A 17,486-nucleotide genomic window follows, 5' to 3' on the forward strand; every position below is an offset into this window, starting at 1 on the left:
CTGGGGCCCCCCCCCGCCCCCCCGCCCCCCCCCCACCCCCGTGCCGCGCGCCCCCCCCGGCGCCCCCCCCCCCCGCGCGGGGGGGGGGGCCCCCCGGGGGGGGGGGGGCCCCCCCCCCCCCCGGTTCCAGGGGAGATCCGGCAGCGGTCAGCTGGACTTCTGCCCGTCGAGCGACTCGCGGATGATGTCCGCGTGCCCGGCGTGCTGGGCGGTCTCGGCGATGACGTGCATCAGCACCCGGCGCACGCTGTGGGCCGCTCCCGGCTCGTTCCAGGGCGCCTCCGGCAGCGGGTGTGTCGCCGACAGGTCGGGGACGGCGGTGATGATCTCCTCGCTCCGGGCGGCTACCTGCTCATAGCGCTGGAGAATCCCGGCCAGCGTCTCGCCGGGCAGCATCTGGAAGTTGTTCTGGTTGTCGATCGCCCACTGCGGAATCTCACGTGCCGTACCGGCCGCGAGGTCGGCCCAGGTGACACCGTCGGGCAGGTCGTAACGCAGCGCCGAAGGGCCTTCGAGCACGAAGCGCAGCCATCCTTCCTCGATGGCCGCGACGTGCTTGATCAGCCCGCCCAGACACAGTGCGCTGGCCGTCGGGCGCTCGCCGGCCTGCTCGTCGGCGAGCCCGCGCACCGTGGTGGTCAGGGCGGATCGTGCGGCGACGAGCTCGGCGAGCAGATCGGCTCGCTCGCCGTCGAGCGTGGTGGGGGGCGTGGTGGTGGCGGTCACGGTGATGGGGTCCTTCTGTCGTTCCCGTTGTCTGACAGAGACAACGGTCGCAGGGGCAGAGGACAGGGTGTGGCCGCTTCTCGAGGCAATATGGGTGTCATGCCGAAGACATCAGCGCGACTGCTGTCACTGCTCTCCCTGCTCCAGGCACGCCGGGACTGGCCGGGGCAGCTGCTGGCCGAGCGGCTGGAGGTCAGCCCCCGCACGGTGCGCCGCGATGTCGACCGCTTGCGCGAGCTCGGCTATCCCATCGCGGCCATCAAGGGCCCCGACGGTGGCTACCGGCTCGGCGCCGGCATGGAACTGCCGCCGCTGCTGTTCGACGACGACCAGGCCGTGGCCCTCGCCGTGGCGCTTCGGACCGCCACCGTCACCGGGGCGGGCATCGAGGAGGCGGCGGTGCGTGCCCTGAGCACCGTCCGGCAGGTCATGCCCGCACGGCTGCGCCATCGCGTCGACGCCCTTCAGGTCACCGCCGTCGACGGCGCCGGGTCCCGGCCGCATCCGCAGGTCGCCCCGGACGTTCTCATGACCCTCAGCGCGGCCGTCCGCGCCCGCGAGGTACTGCGCTTCGACTACGTCCCCGTCTCCCCACCGGGAACCGACGCCCACGCCGACCCGGCCGCCGCGACTGCGCCGCGCCGGGTGCAGCCGCACCACCTCATCACCCGGGGCGGGCGCTGGTACCTCGTCGCCTGGGACCTCGTCCGCGACGACTGGCGCACCTTCCGCGTCGACCGGATCACCCCGCGCACCCCCACGGGGCCCCGCTTCACCCCGCGCGAACTGCCCGGAGGGGACGTGGCCGCCTTCGTCGCCGGCAGGTTCCAGGGCTCCGACGGCACCGGCGGCTGGCCCTGCCGCGGCGAGGTCATCCTCGACCTCCCCGCGTCCGTCGTGTCCACCTACACCCGGGACGGGGTCGTCGAAGAACTCGGCCCGGACCGCTGCCGGCTCGTCCTGGGCGCGTGGTCATGGCCCGGACTGGCCGCCAGTATCGGCAGGTTCGACGCCGACATCGAGGTCATCGGGCCGACCGAGCTCAAGGACGCCTTCGCCCACCTGGCCCGCCGCTACGCACGAGCCGCGGCCGACGGACCCACCGAGCCCACCACGCGACCGCCGAGCCGATGAGCGACCCGCGCCGCACATTGCGTCTCAGGGACACGCCTCAGGAGCGCGTCTCAAGGGGCGGCGTCGAGATCCACCTCGAGGTTCTCGGCCTCGGTCCAGAACCCCTCGTCCGCGTCCTGCAGCCGGGACGCCGCGTGCCTCAGGTGGAGCAGCGCCGCGTCGCGCGCCGCCTCGGCGTCGCGGGCCTCGATGGCGGCCAGGATGGCGTGGTGCTCGTGCCGGACCGCTTCGAGGAAGTCGCCGCGCCGCGCCTCGTTCGCACGCGTGACACGGATTCCGCTGCGCAGCACCTCGCCGAGGTAGCGCAGCGTCGAGAGCATCACCGGATTCCCGGTCGATTCGGCGATGGAGCGGTGGAAGGCGAGATCCTCGTCCACGCCGTCGCCCCCGGCCGCCACCGCCGCGTCGATGGCCTCCAGGGCCTGACGCATCCGGGCGAGGCCGGCCGGGGTGGCCCGGGTGGCCGCGAGGTACGCCGCCTCGCCCTCGATGGGGCGGCGCACCTCCACGATCTGCCGCACCTTGGACTTGGTGTCCTCGGCGGTCTCGGCCTCCAGGTCGAGCGGCCGGGTGCGCCGCGGCATCACGAACACACCGAGCCCCTGACGGGGTTCGACCAGGCCCGCGTTGCGGAGCCGCGAGACTGCCTCTCGTACGACGGTGCGGCTGACGCCCAGCTGCTTGACCAGCGCCACCTCGGTCGGAAGCTTGTCGCCCTCGGCCAGCCGCCCGGACTCGATCTCTTCCGAGAGTATCGCCGCGACCCGATCCGCGAGCCGCACGGGACCGCTCACCTTGGAGAACATGGTCTTCAGTTTATCGGCACCGTCCCCGGTCGCCCCGGCCGCCAGGGGTGCGCACCGTCCACGACCGCGTCGGCGTGGTCTTCGAGGTAGTCGCGCACCACCGAGGCGAAGTCCGGGTCGGGTTCCAGCCCGAGCGCGGTGGCGCGTGCGTTGTCGAACGCGGCGGGCCACGACCCCACGAGGGCCTCGACGCCGGGATCGGGTGCGATCGTCACCAGGTCCGCGACGGCGTCCCCGGCCACCTGCCGCAGCGTGCTCAGCATGTCGGCGACCGAGACCGTGAGCGCCGGAAGGTTGACCGGAACCCCGCCGTCGATCCGGCCCGGCCCGGCCCCGCGCTCGGCCTCCGCGACGCGCAGGATGCCTTCGACGGTGCGCCGTGGCGAGGCCAGGGCCACCTTCAGCTCGGGGTGGACCGGGCAGGTCGCCGGGAGGCCCGCGAGCGGCTCGCGGATGATGCCGGACAGGAAGCCGGAGGCGGCCGCGTTCGGCTTGCCCGGCCGCACCGAGACGGTCATCAGGCGGGCGACGCGCCCGTCGAGGAAGCCGCGGCGGGTGTAGTCCGCGATCAGCTGCTCGCAGACGAGTTTCTGGATCCCGTAGCTCGACCGCGGTGTGGGCAGGGTCGACTCGCTGACGACGGGCGGCAGCGGCAGCGCGGGGTCGGAACCGTAGACGGCGACGCTGCTGGAGAACACCACCCGCGGCGTCGGACCCCCGGCGGCCGACTGGGCCCGCGCGGCCTCGAGCAGCGCACGCGTGGTGTCCACATTGGCGCTCATGCCGAGGTCGAAGTCGGCCTCGCACTCGGCCGAGACCGCGGAGGCGAGGTGGATCAGCACATCCACCGGCTCCGCGAACACCTCGTCGAGCCGGTCGACCAGGTCGCCCTGTACGACGTCCACGAGGGGGTCCGCCGCTGCCGAACCGGACGGCACGACGCGGTCGGCGAGCACCAGCCGGTCGATCGGCACACCGCGGAATGTCCGTGCCGTGAGCAATGCGGCGGCGACCCGCTGTCCCAGGAAGCCGAAGCCACCCGTGATGACGATCCTCATGCGTTGTCTCCTCGGTAGTCGTCTCGCCAGCCGAGCCCCTCGCTCGTGCCGGCGCGGGGGATGTACTCGCAGCCGATCCACCCGTCGAAGCCCAGGTCGTCGATGACGCCGAACAGGTGGCGGATGTCGAGCTCGCCCCGGTCGGGCTCATGGCGATCGGGTACGCCCGCGATCTGCAGATGGCCGACCCGGCCGGTGGGCAGGTCGCGGCGCAGGGTCGTGGTGATGTCGCCCTCGACGATCTGGCAGTGGTAGAGGTCGAGCTGCACCTTGAGATTCGGGGCTCCCACCTCCCGTACCACGGTGTGCGCTTCGGTCTGCCGACTCAGGAAGTACCCGGGCATATCGCGGCCGTTGATCGGCTCGATCAGGACGTCGACGCCCGCCGCGGCGGCCCGCTCCGCGGCCCAGGCGAGGTTGGCCAGGTAGGTGTCGCGGTGCTTGGCCGGGTCCTGTGCGGGCCCCACCAGCCCGGCCATCATGTGCACCCGTGGGCAGCCGAGCTCCGCCGCGTACTCCAGTGCCCGGTCGATCCCGGAGCGCACTTCCGCCTCCCGTCCGGGCAGCGCCGCGAGCCCGCGCTCGCCGGACTCCCATGCGCCGGGAGGCGCGTTGAAGAGCACCTGCCTCAGGCCGTGGTCGTCGAGTCGGCGGCGCAGCTCGGTGGCGTCGTACGCGTACGGGAAGAGGTACTCGACGGCCTCGAAGCCGTCCGCCGACGCCGCGGCGAAGCGGTCGAGGAAGTCGTGTTCGGCGTACATCATGGACAGGTTCGCGGCGAACCTCGGCATGCTGGCTCCTGCGTTCGGGCCGGGACCGTCCCGGTCAGCGGTTGACGATGTGCTTCTTGGTGGTGAGCACCGCGGCGGCGCCGACGACGAGGCTGAACGCCAGGACGTGCATCGGGATCGACGCCGAGCCGGTGGCGTCCTTGAGCGCGCCGATCATGTAGGGGCTGACGAAGCCGGCGAGGTTGCCCACCGAGTTGATCATGGCAAGACCCGCCGCGGCGGCGGTGCCGCTCAGGAACGCGGTGGGGAGCGACCAGAACAGCGGAGCGCAGGTCAGCACCCCGGCCGCGGCGATGGACAGCGCGGTCAGGGACAGCGCGGTCGAGCCGTTCCAGACGGCGGACAGCGAGAATCCGAGGGCGCCCATGAGGCTCGGGATGACCAGGTGCCAGCGGCGCTCGCGGCGCTTGTCCGCCGAGCGGCCGAACAGGTTCATCGCGACGAGCGCGGCCAGGAAGGGCACGGCGCTGAGCACGCCGATCGTGAAGTTGCCCTCGATGCCGGTGGACTCGATGAACGAGGGCATCCAGAAGGTCAGGGCGTACTGGCCCATCACGAAGCAGAAGTAGATGAGGCACATCAGCCACACCCTGGGCTCGCGGAAGGCGTCCCAGACCCGGCCGTCCACCGTCCGGTGCGCGGTGTCGTCGGCGACGGCCCGCTCGACGACGGACTTCTCCTCATCGGTCAGCCACTTCGCGGCGCGTACGTCGTCGTCCAGGTAGAAGAGGGTGACGACACCGACGAGGAGCGCGGGGACGGCCTCCAGCAGGAACATCCACTGCCAGCCCTGCCAGCCGTTCACGCCCTGGAAGTGGTCCATGATCCAGCCCGAGAGCGGATTGCCGAAGATGCCCGCCACCGGGATCGCCGACATGAACATCGCGATGACCCGGGCCCGGCGGTACGAGGGGAACCAGTAGGTGCAGTAGAGGATCACTCCCGGATAGAACCCCGCCTCAGCGGCACCGAGCAGGAACCTGAGCACATAGAACATCGCCTCGTTGGTGACGAACATGAACGCCGCCGAGACCAGGCCCCAGCTGATCATGATGCGGGCTATCCAGGTGCGGGCCCCGACGCGCTGCAGCATCAGGTTGGAGGGGACCTCCAGGATGAAGTAGCCGATGAAGAACAGGCCCGCCCCCAGGCCGTACGCCGCCTCGCTGAACCCGAGGTCGTCGGACATCTGCAGCTTCGCGAAGCCGACGTTGACCCGGTCCAGGTAGGAGGCCACGTAACAGAGGATGAGGAAGGGGACGATGCGGCGTACGACCTTGCGGTAGACCGTGTTCTCGCGGGCGAGCGCGGGGGTCTCGGCCGCCACTGTGGGCATGGGCATGACGAATCCTTTGTGCGGCTCAGGGGATTCTGCGAACGGGGAGGGGAGAGACGGGTTACCAAGCGGCGCCGAACGTGGCCCTCAGTTCGTCGATGGCGTCGGTGGTGAGCGGCTCCGGTCGACGGTCGGTCAGGAGCCAGAGGCGTGCCGTCTCCTCGAGTTCTTCGAGGACGGCGAGGGCGGCGGCCGCGTCCGGGCCCCAGACCACGGGGCCGAGCCGGTCGAGCAGAACGGCCCTGATCGGCGTGTGGCTCGCCTGGCGGTCGGCGATCCGGTCGGTCACCAGGTCGGCCACGCGCGGGTCGCCGGGCCGGTGGTAGGGGATGAGCGGGACGTGCCCGACCTTCATCACGAAGTAGGGCGTGATGGGCGGGAGCACGTCGTCCTGGCTCCACACACCGGCCAAGGTGAGCGCGACCAGGTGGGTGGAGTGGGTGTGGATGACGCATCGGGCCGTGGGGTCGGCCGCGTAGATGCGTCGATGGAGCGTCAGGGTCTTGCTCGCGCGGTCGCCCGCGATCTGCTCACCCTGGGCGTCGACCAGCGCGAGGCGGTCGCGCTCGAGAAAGCCCAGAGCGGCGTCGGTGGGTGTGATCAGATGGCCGTCGCCGACCCTGGCGCTGATGTTCCCGGCGCTGGCGTGCACATAGCCCCTGTTGAACAGGCTCGTGCCCACCCGGACGATCTCGTCGCGCACCTCGTCCACGGTGGCGTCGAGGAACTCGGTCATGAGACCTCCCGGTCGAGCAGGGCGAATGAGTCGGTGAAGAACGCGGGGCCACCGAAGTTGCCGGACTTCAGCGTGATGTGGAGCGTGTCCCCGCCGGGAAGCGGCGCCGCGCACCATGGCACACCGGGGTCGATCTGCGGTCCGATCCGCAGCCCGGTGATGCCGAGCGCCCGGACGACTGCTCCCGAGGTCTCGCCGCCCGCGACGACGAGTTGCCGGACACCCCGCTCCACGAGGCCCTGGGCCACCCGGGCCAGGGTCCGCTCCACCAGTTCGCCGGCCTCGACGGCGCCGAGCTTGCCCTGGACGGTGCGGACCGCCTCGGGCGCCTCGGTGGAGTAGAAGAGGACAGGGCCGTCGGCCAGGTGGGATTCGGCGAAGGCGAGGGCCTGGCCGGACACGTCCTCACCGGCCGCGATACGCAGCGGATCCACGCTGAACGCGGGCCGGCCGGCGCGCAGGAACTCCAGGACCTGGCGGTTGGTGGCGGTGGAGACCGATCCGGAGATGACGGCCCGGTGGCCGCCGGGCGGTGGCAGCTGTGCGGCGGCGTGGGACGGCGTGAACCCCCAGTTCGCGGGCAGCCCGATGGCCAGGCCCGAGCCGGCGGTCACCAGGGGCAGCCCCTGGACCGCCGCGCCGAGACGCACCAGGTCGTCGTTGGATACGGCGTCGGCGATGGCGATCCCGGCGCCCTGCTCGCGCAGGTCGTCGATCCGGGCCCGGACCGCCTCGGCATCGCTGCCGACGACCGTGTGGTCGATCAGGCCGACCGCTCGTGTGGTCTGCGCACCCAGGACCGAAACGAGATTGGGGTCGGTCATGGGAGTGAGCGGGTGATGGCGCATGCCGCTCTCGCTGAGCAGTACGTCGCCGACGAAGAGATGGCCCTTGAAGACCGTGCGCCCGTTGTCGGGGAAGGCGGGCGTGGCGATCGTGAAGTCGGTGCCGAGTGCGTCCATCAGGGCCTCGGTGACCGGCCCGATGTTGCCGGCCGGCGTCGAGTCGAAGGTGGAGCAGTACTTGAAGTAGATCTGCTCGGCGCCCGCGGACCGCAGCCAGGCGAGGGCCCGCAGCGACGCCTCGACGGCGTCGGCGGCCGGAGCCGTCCGCGACTTGAGCGCGATGACCACGGCGTCCGCGTCCACCGGCCGCTCTGCGCCGCCAGGCGGCACATCGATCAGCTGGACCACGCGCATGCCCGCGCGCACCAGGTTGTTGGCGAGGTCCGTGGCGCCGGTGAAGTCGTCGGCGATGCAGCCGAGTCGGATTCCCATCTCAGGCCCCCGTCGGCTGGGGCAGGTCGATCCCGGGGAAGATCTTGATGACCGCGCTGTCGTCCTCGGCACCCAGACCCGACGCCGACGCCTGGAGGAACATCTGATGAGCCGTGGCGGCCAGGGGGAGCGGGAACCGCTCCGGCCGGGCGGAATCGAGGACAAGCCCCAGGTCCTTGACGAAGATGTCGACCGCGGAGAGGGCCGTGTAGTCACCGGCGAGCACATGCGCCATCCGGTTCTCGAACATCCACGAGTTGCCGGCGCTGTGCGTGATGACCTCGTAGAGCGCCTCGGCCGGAACACCGGCCTTCAGGCCCAGGGCCATCGCCTCGGCCGCCGCGGCGATGTGCACACCCGCGAGCAACTGGTTCACGATCTTGACTTTGGAGCCGAGACCGGCTTGCTCACCCAGGCGGTAGACCGTGGCGCTCATGGCCTCGAGCACCGGATCGGCGACCGCGTACGCCGCGGCGGAGCCCGACGTCATCATGGTCAGCTCTCCGGCCGCGGCGCGCACGGCACCACCGGAGATGGGGGCGTCCAGGTAGAGCACACCCCGCTCGGCCAGCCGGCCCCCGAGCTCCGCGGACCAGCCCGGGTCGACCGTGGAGCACATCACGAAGACGGCCCCCGGGCTCAGCCGGGCGGCGGCTCCGTCGGCACCGAACAGCACCGACTCGACCTGCGCCGCGTTGACCACGACGCCGACCACGACGTCCACCGCGGCCGCCAGGTCGCCGGGGGAGACGAACGCCGTCCCGCCGTCGCGGGCGAAGCCCTCGGCCACCTCCGGTCGCAGATCGTGGACCCCGACCTCGTAGCCCGCCTTCCGCAGGCTGCGAGCCATGCCGAGTCCCATGGCCCCGAGCCCCACCACGCCCACGCGCGGCCGTGCCGGCCTGTCCTGGTCGCTCATGCCCCTCCTCGTCCTTTGCCGTGCCCTATGGGGGAGCGCCGCCGCCCTGCTGTGCCGGCCGAAGGCGCAATCGGCCTCCGACCTTGGCGGCGATCGGGTCATATGATGACCTGAAGACGTAGCTCCCGCATACCGTGACGTCCGTCACATGGGGTGGGGTGAAGTCGGATGGGATGTGGCGAGGCGGGGCATGGCGGGCCCTCGCGGCAAGGGGTGCCGGAAGGCGCATGAGGTGTGGCAGGCATACGTACGGGACCCGCCTGTGAGACGGGTCCCGCGTCAGGTGCACGGCCGGAACGGCGGCCGCGGCCAGTAGGAATCCGGCATCCTCCTACTGACCGCGGCCGCACGGCATGGTGCTCAGCTGTGCTTCGCCGTGATCCCGTACAGGGCGACCTCGCCGTAGTGCGCGTTGTCGCACGGCGTGGAGCCATCACCTGCGGCTTGTCCGCGGGGAGATGCGTGTGGCCTCGTCGACGACCACGGTGTGGGTGCCCTTCGTGGACGACCAGCTGGTGGTCGCCGACCCATCAGCGGTCATCTCGCGCAGCTCCGACCGCGGGTATCCGGTGTTGCTGGTGGTGGCGCCGTTGACGGCGGCGCGCATCAGGACCGCGTCGCAGCCCGACGTGGTCGTGAACCACGGTGCCTTGTCGTACGTCGACAGGGCCGGCTGCTTGATCTCCTGGGGAGAGCCGGAGCTGTTGGGGGTGGGCAGTTGGAGCTTCCAGCCGGTGCTCAGGCCGATGGCCGCAGCCGGTGCGGGGCAGGCGGCGGCGTCCGCCGGAGCGGCCGACGCACTCTGTGCCGAGGCCAGGGCGCCGACGGCGAGTGCCGGTGCGGCGAACGGCGGCGAACAGGCACAGCGAGGCGGCGAGGCCGATGCCGGACCTCGCTCAGGCGCTGACCTCATCAGCGCACGGCGGGCAGGCTGTCAGCCGACGGCGTTCAGAACCATTGCGACTTGTCCACTACGTTGATCAACGGCTGCCCGGCGGCGAACCGCCGCGCGTTGTCCACGAGCACCTCGAACCGTCGCTCCGCGGCGTGCGGTCCGGCCCCCGCGACATGGGGGGTGATCAGTGCTCTGGGGTGATGCCACAGAGGATGGTCCGCAGGCAGCGGCTCCTGCTCCATGACGTCGAGGGCGGCGCCCCGCAGACGCCCCGTGTCCAACGCCGTGACCAGGTCGTCGAGCTGGACGGTGGGACCGCGGCCGACGTTGATGAGGCAGGCTCCCTGTTTCATCAACGTGATACGGGCGGCGTCCATCAGCCCTTCCGTCCGCGGAGTGTGCGGCACGGTCAGGATCACGATGTCCGCCTCAGGAAGGACGTGATCCAGGAGGTCGGCGGGCAGAACCCGGTCGAAACCCGGCGGTGCCTCGGTGACCCGGGCATCGACGCCCTCCACGCGGGTTCCGAACGCGGCGAGCAGCCGCCCGGTCTCGGCACCGACCGCACCCGTACCGACGACGAGCGCACGCGCCTCACCGAGCGGAAGGACCCCGCCGTCCGACCAGTCCGGTGCCCAGTTGGCGGCTGCCTGCGCGCGCGCATAGTGGGGGAGTTGCCGGGCCAGAGCCAGGACCAGCGCCATGGTGTGTGTGGCGACATGGTCGGTGTACGTGTCCCGCATGTTCGTCACCTGCACCGGATGACGCACGAGCGCGGGGTGGTAGAAGCCGGGAGGGGGCCCCGCTTGAGGAGCCTGCAGCCATCGCAAGTCCCCTGCCAGCTCCAGGAGTTCGGGAGTGAGTGTGCCGTACGCGGCGGCGGCGCGGCCCAGCGCGGCGCCGACGTCCTCGGGTCCCTCGGGGCAGAGGACCTCGATTCCGGGAACGGCCTCCACGAGCCTGTCGGGCCAGGACCGTGTCTCGTCCGGCAGTGGGGGGACCATGACGAGGGTGAAGGTGGCTGTGGTCATGCTGCTCCCTCTGCTGTCTGTGTCGTGGTTCCCGTCATAGCTATCACCTCTTTCTGCGCGTTGGCTTTCTGCGCGTTGGCCGCGCGCAGCGCCTGGAGCCGGGCAGGCGAGGCCAGGCCCGCGTGGTAGTAGAGAATCCGCTGAGCACCAGCGGCTGGCAGCCGCGCCACCCGTCCGGCGAGCTGGGCGGGGTGCTCCTCCAGCACGGACACATTGGCGATGACCGGCCGTGCGCTGCTGCGCACCGCGTCTGCGGTCACCTCACCCGGCTCGGCCATCGCCGGGTGGCCTACCTGAGCGGTCCCGAAGCGTCCCGGGCCAATGCGGAACGTATCCGGGCCTTCGAGGCCGCGGCAGCCTTCGGCGTCGACCGTGCCGCCCGCGGTATCGCCGGGCCGAGGGCGGGGATCTCGGCGTCAGGTGATGTCGATGGAGGTGCCTGCCGCCAGCCGGTGGTAGCGGGCCCCGATGCCGGGGCCGTTGTCGCCCAGGAATCCGCCGACCATGGCGGTGCCGACGTCGTTGAGGGCAGCGTCGTGGATGGCGTAGGTGTCCTGCGGGGCCACTTCTCGTACGTAGTCGATCAGCTGGCCGGTGGCGGACCAGGGGCCGTGTACGGGCAGCAGCAGGGTGCCGACGGTGGCGTCCGGGACGGTGAGCGCGTCTCCGGGGTGGAAGAGGGTGTCGTCGATGAGGAATCCGATGTTGCCGATGGGCGGGATATCGGGGTGGATGACCGCGTGCCACGTGCCGTAGACCTTCACATCGAAACCGGCTGCGGTGAAGGTCTCGCCCTCGCCGACGGCGGTGACCCGGGCGCCGAGGCCGTCCAACTGCCGGGCGACGGGCGTGTTGGTCCAGATGTGCAGGGCCGGGTTGTTCTCCGCGGCCTTGCGGAGCGTCTCCTCGGAGAAGTGGTCGAAGTGTTCGTGGGTGACCAGGACCGCGTCCGCGCCGTCCAGCGCGTGCGGTTCGGTGAGGCCGCCAGGGTCAACGACCAGGCGGCGGTCGTCCTTCTCGATGCGGACACAGGCGTGGCCGAACTTGGTGAGTCGCATAGTGGGTCCCCTTGATCCCTTCCTGAAACTGTACAACCTGTCTGTACAACTTAACTGTACAACGAGGTTGTACAACTTTAGTTCACGACATGGGTAGGGTGGGGTCATGGCAGACGACGCACTCGCTGAAGACCTGCGGCAGGCAATCGGGGAACTCGTCCGTGCCGTGCGGGCCGCCGACACCATGCCCTCCGGTGAAGCGGCCATCCTCGGCCACCTCGACCGCGGCGGCCCGCAGACCACGGCCGACCTCGCGCACCGGCGCGGCGTGACTCACCAGTCGGCCGCCAAGTCCGTCAAGGAGCTGCTCGGCGCCGGCCTGGTGCGCGCCGAACCTCATCCCAGCGACGGCCGCAAGCTCCTGCTGGACATCACCGACACCGGCCGCGCTCGCCTCCGGCAAGAACGCGCGCAGCGCGCCGCTTCGCTGGGCGCCGCCATCGGCGACGCGCTCAGCCCGGATGAACAGCGGCGGCTGCGCGACTGTGTGCCCCTGCTGACCCGCCTGACCACCCGCATCACCGGAAAGTGATCGTGGCTGGACGGGAATTCGGGACGCTCGCCTCAGGACGTGTGTGTCAGGACGCCCGTGTCAGAAGGAGCTTGGCCTTGTGGCCGCTGACCGACTGCACCCGGATGCTCAGGCTGTTGAGCCTGACGGTGCCGCCCGGACTGGTGCTGCCGCTCAGGCGCGCGCCGCCCGTAGTGGTGGCCGACATCTTCACGGACCGGGAGCTGATGTGGGTGATCCGCAGCTTCCCGAAGCCGAACCGGTGGCTGTCGACCGTGATATTCGTGGGCCTCGACACGGTGACCTTGCACCGTCCGTCGTAGCAGGGCCCGTGGGCGGCGGCCTGCACCACCGGCGCCATCAGGCCGAGTCCCAGTGTGCCCGCCAGAGTCATGGTCGCGGCGGCCGTCGCGGTCGTCCAGCGCATACCGATACCCATCAGTTGGACCTCCTGTGTCGGGGATTCCTGCGCGGCATTTCTAACCCGCGGGTCCTGGGACCGCTCCCGAGGAGGTGCCCGGCCGCCGTCACTACCACGGCTGCCACAGCTCGACGGGCGGCTTCAACCCAGCGCGATCCGGGCGGCGACCGGCAGGTGGTCGCTGCCGGTGGCGGGCAGGGTGCGGATGTGGCCGACAGCCGCCGAACGGGCCATGACCTGGTCGATCCGGGCCAGCGGGAAGCCCGCGGGGAAGCTGAAGGCGAAGCCCCGCTCCGCGACGTTCATCCGTGAGGTCAGCGGGGCCAGCCCACGGTCGTCGACCGTGCCGTTGAGGTCGCCCAGCAGGATCAGCCGATTCCGCTTCTCGGCGGCGATGGCCTTGCCCAACAGGCCGGCGCTCTCATCACGCCAGGAGGACGCGAGGCCACTCGCGCGTACGCGGACCGACGGCAGGTGTGCGACGTACGCCGCGATCTTGCCTCGCGGCGTGTGGACCACGGTCCGCAGCCCGCGGCTCCATGCCTCCGTGATCCCCCGGGGTTTGATGTCCAACGGCCGGGCGTCGGTGAGGGGATGCCTCGACCAGAGTCCGACGGTGCCACGGACGGCGTGGTACGGGTAGTCCGGGGCGAGGGTCTTCTCGTAGACCGGCAGCGCGGTGGGCACCAGCTCCTCCAGCGCGATGAGATCGGGCCCGGCGTCGGCCAGGGTGCGGGCTGTGCCCGCGGGGTCGGTGTTCTCATCGCTGACGTTGTGCTGCACCACAATCAGGTCCTGTGGGCCGGGCTTCGCCCCGGGCAGGAGCAGCGCGCCGAAGAGGTACGTCCAGGCCGCCACCGGCAGGAGCAGGGCCACCAGCGCGATGGCCGAACGGCGCAGCAGCGCCAGGCCGAGCAGCACCGCGACCACCAGGCCGAGCCACGGCAGGAACGCTTCCAGCAAACTGCCCAGGCGCCCCACGGAGTTGGGCACCACCCGGTGGAACGCCAGCAGCCCGGCCGTCAGCACCGTCAATCCGGCGAGCACCCGCCCCCGCGTCCAAGGCGACCCGCCCCGAGCCCAGCGTGCCACCCAGCGCCCCGCCCGCCGGGGCGCCGCTGCCCGCACCGGCGACGCCGCACCGTTGTCCACCTGCTCCACCATGGCTTTCCGTCCGTTCGATTCCGCACCCCAAGACGAGCCACCAGGCGCATCGGTTTCTGGTGCGGGGCGTGAACTTCCGGTGACCGTGGCCCGCATGCTTCCTAGGATCGGATCCTGTGCTCTCCCGTCCCTCCTTCATCAGTGACGAAGCCATCGGGCATGCCGTCGCCGCGCAATGGGTGCCCACCCACGGCGAGCCGCCACGCGAAATTGCGGCAGGTCAGCGCGCCAGGGCCGCCCGGGCCACCGTGAGTGCCTGCCCGGCGTAGCCGCGGCCGAACAGCACGGTGTGCACCAGCAGGGGGAAGAGCTGGTGCAGTCCGATGCGGTCGGCCCAGCCCTCGGCGAGCGGCGCCACGTCCTGGTAGCCGTCCAGCACCTGATCGAGATGGGGGCAGCCGAACAGGTGGAGCATCGCCAGATCGGTCTCCCGGTGGCCACCGTGCGCCGCCGGGTCGATCAGCCACGCCTGGCCGTCGGCGCCCCACAGGACGTTGCCGTTCCACAGGTCGCCGTGCAGCCGGGCGGGTGGCTCGGCAGGTCCGGCCAGCTCGGGCAGCCGCTCGCATGCGCGCTCGATCACCTCGGCCTCGCCGTGGCGCACCGTACCGTCGTCGACGGCGCGGCGCAGATAGGGCAGCACCCGGTGTTCGGCGTACCAGCGCGGCCACTCGGAGCCCGGGACGTTGCGCATCGGGGCCGGTCCGATGTACGCGTCCGTGGGGCCGTCGGGCGGCGGAGCGCCGAACGCGGGCGCGCCGACGGCGTGCAGGGTGGCCAGGTCGCGGCCGAACCGGGCCGCTGCCCGGGTGCTAGGCCGGCCGACCGGCACCTGGTCGGTCACCAGCCAGTGCCGGTCGTGGCCGTGCACCGCCGGGACGCGGACCGTGCCCGCGTCGGCCAGCCAGCGCAGCCCCGCCGCTTCGGCCGGTGCCGCGCCGGGACCGTCGCCCCGTTTGACCATCACCGTCTGCCCGCCGTCGAGGATGACTTCGGTGAGCGTTGCGGACAGCGGCCGCCGACCGGTCACCGGACGGCCGGTGAGGCGGGCCGCCGCGGCACCGGGATCCTCGCCCGTCCCGGCCGCCGGACGGGCACTCATGAGCCGAGGCGCTCGCGCACCCAGGCCAGCAGACCGGGCATCGCGGCTTCGATCATGGCCAGCACCTCGTCGAACCCGTCCGGGCCGCCGTAGTACGGGTCGGGCACATCCAGATCACCGGTCGCGTCCGGGTCGTAGGACCGCAGCATCCTGACCCGGGACGGATCGTCGACCAGTCGGCGCAACGCCTTCTCGTGGCCGCGGTCCATCGCCAGGAACAGGTCGGCATCCCTGTGCTCGGCGCCGATCTGGGCCGCGACATGCTCGACCGGGTAGCCGTGCCGTGCCAGCAGTGCGCCGGCCCGCTCATCGATGGGCTCACCGGCATGCCAGGGACCGATACCGGCGCTGCTGACCCGCACCGCGCCATCGAGTCCGGCCTGGCGCAGATGCTCGGCGAAGACCAGCGCGGCGGACGGCGACCGGCAGATGTTCCCGCTGCAGACGAAGCAGATGTGCACGGCCACCAGGGTAGGGCCTGGCTCCCCGGTGGCGCAGGGGGCGGGCTGGCCGTCCAGAGCGGCCGGACCTGCTCGTCGCGCCGGACGGAGCCGGGCGTCGTACCGGCCGGAGCCCGGCATCATGCTGGCCGGAGCCCGGCGTCAGGCGCGGTGGTCCGCGAACGGACCACCGTCGGCGAAGGCCAGTGCGGCGAAGCGTTCCCCGATACGGCGGTGGGTGGCGGCGTCCGGGTGGAGCTCGTCGGGCAGCGGCAGCTCGTCGGCGTCGGCCTCGCCGTAGAGGTCGAGGCCGTCGAGGTAGTGGAGGTGGGGGTCGTCGGCCGCCCGCTGTTTCACGATCCGGGACAGCTCCTCCCGGATGACGCGCAGCGTCAGCTTCCCCGCGGCGCGTTCGGCGGGGTCGCCGGTGGCCTGGAACCGCAGCTTTCCGGCGCTGAGCGCGCTTACGTCGAAGGCCGCGGGACCGGGCGTGTCCTCGTGGATGGGGCACAGGATGGAGGAGACCACCAGCAGTGGCGTGGTGGGATGCCCCTCGCGGATCGTGTCGAGGAAGCCGTGCACCGCCGGGGTGAAGGCGCGCAGCCGCATCAGATCGGCGTTGACCAGGTTGATGCCGATCTTGATGCTGATCAGGTCGGCGGGGGTGTCCCGCATCGCGCGGGCGGTGAACGGGTCGAGCAGGGCGCTGCCGCCCAGGCCCAGGTTGATCAGTTCCACGCCGCCGAGGGAGGCGGCGAGCGCGGGCCAGATGGCGGTGGGGCTCGCGGCGTCGGAGCCGTGGCTGATCGAACTGCCGTGGTGCAGCCACACCTTGCGGCCCTGGTCCGGTGCGGGCTCGGTGGGGGCGTCGGTGCGCAGGGCGACGAGTTCGGTGGTCTCGTTGTGCGGCAGCCAGATCTCGACGGTCTTGACGCCGTCCGGCAGATCGGTGAAGCGGAGGGTGCCGACCGGGCCCGGGTGGCTCTCGGCGGTCCCGGTGGCCAGGTCGATGGCCAGGGTGTTGCCGCCGGCCACCACGGACTGCCCGGCCAGGCGACCGTCGACGAGCAGGTCGTACACGCCGTCCGGGCGGGGCGGGGCACCCGCGTAGACCCGCTTGGTGGGCAGCGTGTCCAGCTCGACGGCGGTGGCCCGGGTCCGGAAGACCAGCCGTACGCCGGAGGGCTGGGCCTCCGCCATGGCGAGTTGCCCGTCGGCGCACTGGGCGCGGGCCCAGGCGGGCAGCCGGTGCGGCAGCACCCCGTGTGCGGTGTGCTCCAGGTCGAGGGCGCCCCGCAGGATGTCCGCGGTGATGGGCGTGGTGATCCAGTCGTGCTCAGTGGTGTGCATGGGTCCCAGCCTGTTGATCACAGATGGATGGATGTGGGGGCGGGCGGATGGATCGGCTGCGCCGATGCGCCGCGAGGCTGACCGCCTCCGGCACGCTGCCGCGCTCCTGAGTGCTGCCGTGCCACCGCGTCAGGGCGCGGGCCAGTTGCGCAGCAGGGCGTCGAGGGCGTCCAGGGTCCGCGACCAGCTTTCCTCGCTGTCGGGGGCGCTGTGGCTGAATCCGCCTGCCGACTCAAGGCTGACGTAGCCGTGGAAGACGCTGCCCAGCAGCCGGACCGCGTGTGTCTGGTCCGGCTCGGCCAGGTCGTAGCCGCGCAGGATCGCCCGCGTCATCTGTGAGTGCCGGACACCGGCGCCGGCGGCCGCCGCCTCCGGGTCGAGCCTGAGCTGGGCCGCGGCGTAGCGGCCGGGATGCTCGCGGGCGTAGTCGCGGTAGACGTTGGCGAAGGCGGTCAGGGCGTCCTTTCCGGCCCGTCCGGCCAGGGCCTCGGCGGCCCGGTCGGCGAGCTCCTCCAGGGCGAGCAGGGCGATCCTGGTCTTGAGGTCCTGCCCGTTCTTCAGGTGCGAGTAGAGACTCGCGACCTTGACGTCGAACCGTCTGGCCAGCTCGGAGACGGTCACCTGGTCGAAGCCGAGCTCGTCGGCCAGCTCCGCCCCGGCCTGGGTCAGCCGTTCCGTGGTCAGTCCTACCCGTCCCATACCCTTCCTCTCCTTCGGCAGAACTGATTATG

Annotated in this window: 20 protein-coding genes; 2 read left to right on the forward strand and 18 right to left on the reverse strand. The window is 71.6% G+C overall.

The genetic code is table 11. From position 1 onward, the window contains the following. Nucleotides 1-147: 147 nt before the first annotated feature. Entirely contained in the window at nt 148-726 is a 579-nt protein-coding gene (locus ACFYOY_RS27145) for a DinB family protein (protein WP_351901736.1), read from the reverse strand. Nucleotides 727-825: 99 nt separating this feature from the next. Here ACFYOY_RS27145 and ACFYOY_RS27150 point away from each other — a divergent pair, with 99 nt between their 5' ends. Next, nucleotides 826-1,860: a WYL domain-containing protein gene (locus ACFYOY_RS27150; protein WP_351901738.1), complete on the forward strand. Its 1,035-nt coding sequence runs from the start codon at nt 826-828 to the stop codon at nt 1,858-1,860. Between the two features lie 50 nt (nt 1,861-1,910). Here the strand turns inward: ACFYOY_RS27150 and ACFYOY_RS27155 are convergent, their stop codons facing one another. The 11 genes from ACFYOY_RS27155 to ACFYOY_RS27205 all read right to left on the reverse strand — a co-directional run bounded on the left by ACFYOY_RS27155 (nt 1,911) and on the right by ACFYOY_RS27205 (nt 11,767). Continuing rightward, nucleotides 1,911-2,666, reverse strand: a complete 756-nt coding sequence (locus tag ACFYOY_RS27155; RefSeq protein ID WP_351901740.1) for a FadR/GntR family transcriptional regulator — start codon at nt 2,664-2,666, stop codon at nt 1,911-1,913. A gap of 5 nt (nt 2,667-2,671) precedes the next feature. Beyond that, entirely contained in the window at nt 2,672-3,724 is a 1,053-nt protein-coding gene (gene denD / locus ACFYOY_RS27160) for a D-erythronate dehydrogenase (RefSeq protein ID WP_351901742.1), read from the reverse strand. Further along, the gene (gene otnI / locus ACFYOY_RS27165; RefSeq protein WP_351901744.1) at nt 3,721-4,515 is read right to left on the reverse strand and encodes a 2-oxo-tetronate isomerase; all 795 of its coding nucleotides are present in this window, start codon (nt 4,513-4,515) and stop codon (nt 3,721-3,723) included. Before otnI ends, denD begins: the two co-directional genes overlap by 4 nt. Nucleotides 4,516-4,549: 34 nt before the next feature. Continuing rightward, the gene (locus tag ACFYOY_RS27170) at nt 4,550-5,857 is read right to left on the reverse strand and encodes an MFS transporter (RefSeq protein WP_351901746.1); all 1,308 of its coding nucleotides are present in this window, start codon (nt 5,855-5,857) and stop codon (nt 4,550-4,552) included. Nucleotides 5,858-5,912: 55 nt separating this feature from the next. Then, entirely contained in the window at nt 5,913-6,587 is a 675-nt protein-coding gene (locus ACFYOY_RS27175) for an aldolase (RefSeq protein WP_351901748.1), read from the reverse strand. Continuing rightward, nucleotides 6,584-7,864, reverse strand: a complete 1,281-nt coding sequence (gene otnK / locus ACFYOY_RS27180; RefSeq protein ID WP_388590180.1) for a 3-oxo-tetronate kinase — start codon at nt 7,862-7,864, stop codon at nt 6,584-6,586. The genes ACFYOY_RS27175 and otnK overlap by 4 nt, the downstream gene beginning before the upstream one ends. A gap of 1 nt (nt 7,865) precedes the next feature. Then, nucleotides 7,866-8,783 carry an L-threonate dehydrogenase gene (ltnD, locus tag ACFYOY_RS27185; protein WP_351901752.1) on the reverse strand — a complete coding sequence of 306 codons (918 nt, stop codon included), beginning with the start codon at nt 8,781-8,783 and terminating at the stop codon, nt 7,866-7,868. A 433-nt stretch (nt 8,784-9,216) separates the two neighbouring features. Then, nucleotides 9,217-9,696 (reverse strand): polysaccharide lyase family 7 protein, encoded by a 480-nt coding sequence (locus ACFYOY_RS27190; protein WP_351901754.1) that lies wholly within the window; start codon nt 9,694-9,696, stop codon nt 9,217-9,219. 35 nt (nt 9,697-9,731) lie between these two features. Further along, nucleotides 9,732-10,709, reverse strand: coding sequence for a D-2-hydroxyacid dehydrogenase (locus ACFYOY_RS27195; protein ID WP_388590182.1), 978 nt, complete (start codon nt 10,707-10,709; stop codon nt 9,732-9,734). Continuing rightward, nucleotides 10,706-10,987 (reverse strand): hypothetical protein, encoded by a 282-nt coding sequence (locus ACFYOY_RS27200; protein ID WP_351901758.1) that lies wholly within the window; start codon nt 10,985-10,987, stop codon nt 10,706-10,708. Before ACFYOY_RS27200 ends, ACFYOY_RS27195 begins: the two co-directional genes overlap by 4 nt. 138 nt (nt 10,988-11,125) lie before the next feature. Continuing rightward, entirely contained in the window at nt 11,126-11,767 is a 642-nt protein-coding gene (locus ACFYOY_RS27205) for an MBL fold metallo-hydrolase (protein ID WP_388590184.1), read from the reverse strand. A 106-nt stretch (nt 11,768-11,873) separates the two neighbouring features. On the opposite strand from ACFYOY_RS27205, the gene ACFYOY_RS27210 reads away from it, so the two are divergent. Continuing rightward, nucleotides 11,874-12,299, forward strand: a complete 426-nt coding sequence (locus tag ACFYOY_RS27210) for a MarR family winged helix-turn-helix transcriptional regulator (protein ID WP_351901762.1) — start codon at nt 11,874-11,876, stop codon at nt 12,297-12,299. Between the two features lie 46 nt (nt 12,300-12,345). Here ACFYOY_RS27210 and ACFYOY_RS27215 read toward each other — a convergent pair whose 3' ends face one another. The 6 genes from ACFYOY_RS27215 to ACFYOY_RS27240 all read right to left on the reverse strand — a co-directional run bounded on the left by ACFYOY_RS27215 (nt 12,346) and on the right by ACFYOY_RS27240 (nt 17,454). Continuing rightward, nucleotides 12,346-12,717 (reverse strand): hypothetical protein, encoded by a 372-nt coding sequence (locus ACFYOY_RS27215; RefSeq protein ID WP_351901764.1) that lies wholly within the window; start codon nt 12,715-12,717, stop codon nt 12,346-12,348. 123 nt (nt 12,718-12,840) lie between these two features. Next, nucleotides 12,841-13,863: an endonuclease/exonuclease/phosphatase family protein gene (locus ACFYOY_RS27220; RefSeq protein WP_388590187.1), complete on the reverse strand. Its 1,023-nt coding sequence runs from the start codon at nt 13,861-13,863 to the stop codon at nt 12,841-12,843. A gap of 220 nt (nt 13,864-14,083) precedes the next feature. Beyond that, nucleotides 14,084-14,965: a fructosamine kinase family protein gene (locus ACFYOY_RS27225; RefSeq protein WP_351901768.1), complete on the reverse strand. Its 882-nt coding sequence runs from the start codon at nt 14,963-14,965 to the stop codon at nt 14,084-14,086. Next, on the reverse strand, nt 14,962-15,426 hold the full coding sequence (locus tag ACFYOY_RS27230; protein ID WP_351901770.1) for a low molecular weight protein-tyrosine-phosphatase: 465 nt from the start codon (nt 15,424-15,426) through the stop codon (nt 14,962-14,964). Before ACFYOY_RS27230 ends, ACFYOY_RS27225 begins: the two co-directional genes overlap by 4 nt. A 141-nt stretch (nt 15,427-15,567) precedes the next feature. Then, nucleotides 15,568-16,755 (reverse strand): GDSL-type esterase/lipase family protein, encoded by a 1,188-nt coding sequence (locus ACFYOY_RS27235; RefSeq protein WP_351901772.1) that lies wholly within the window; start codon nt 16,753-16,755, stop codon nt 15,568-15,570. Between the two features lie 129 nt (nt 16,756-16,884). Next, entirely contained in the window at nt 16,885-17,454 is a 570-nt protein-coding gene (locus tag ACFYOY_RS27240) for a TetR-like C-terminal domain-containing protein (protein ID WP_351901774.1), read from the reverse strand. Between the last annotated feature and the right edge of the window lie 32 nt (nt 17,455-17,486).

It is taken from the genome of Streptomyces sp. NPDC007875 (genome assembly GCF_042868035.1).
Lineage (GTDB): Bacteria > Actinomycetota > Actinomycetes > Streptomycetales > Streptomycetaceae > Streptomyces > Streptomyces antimycoticus.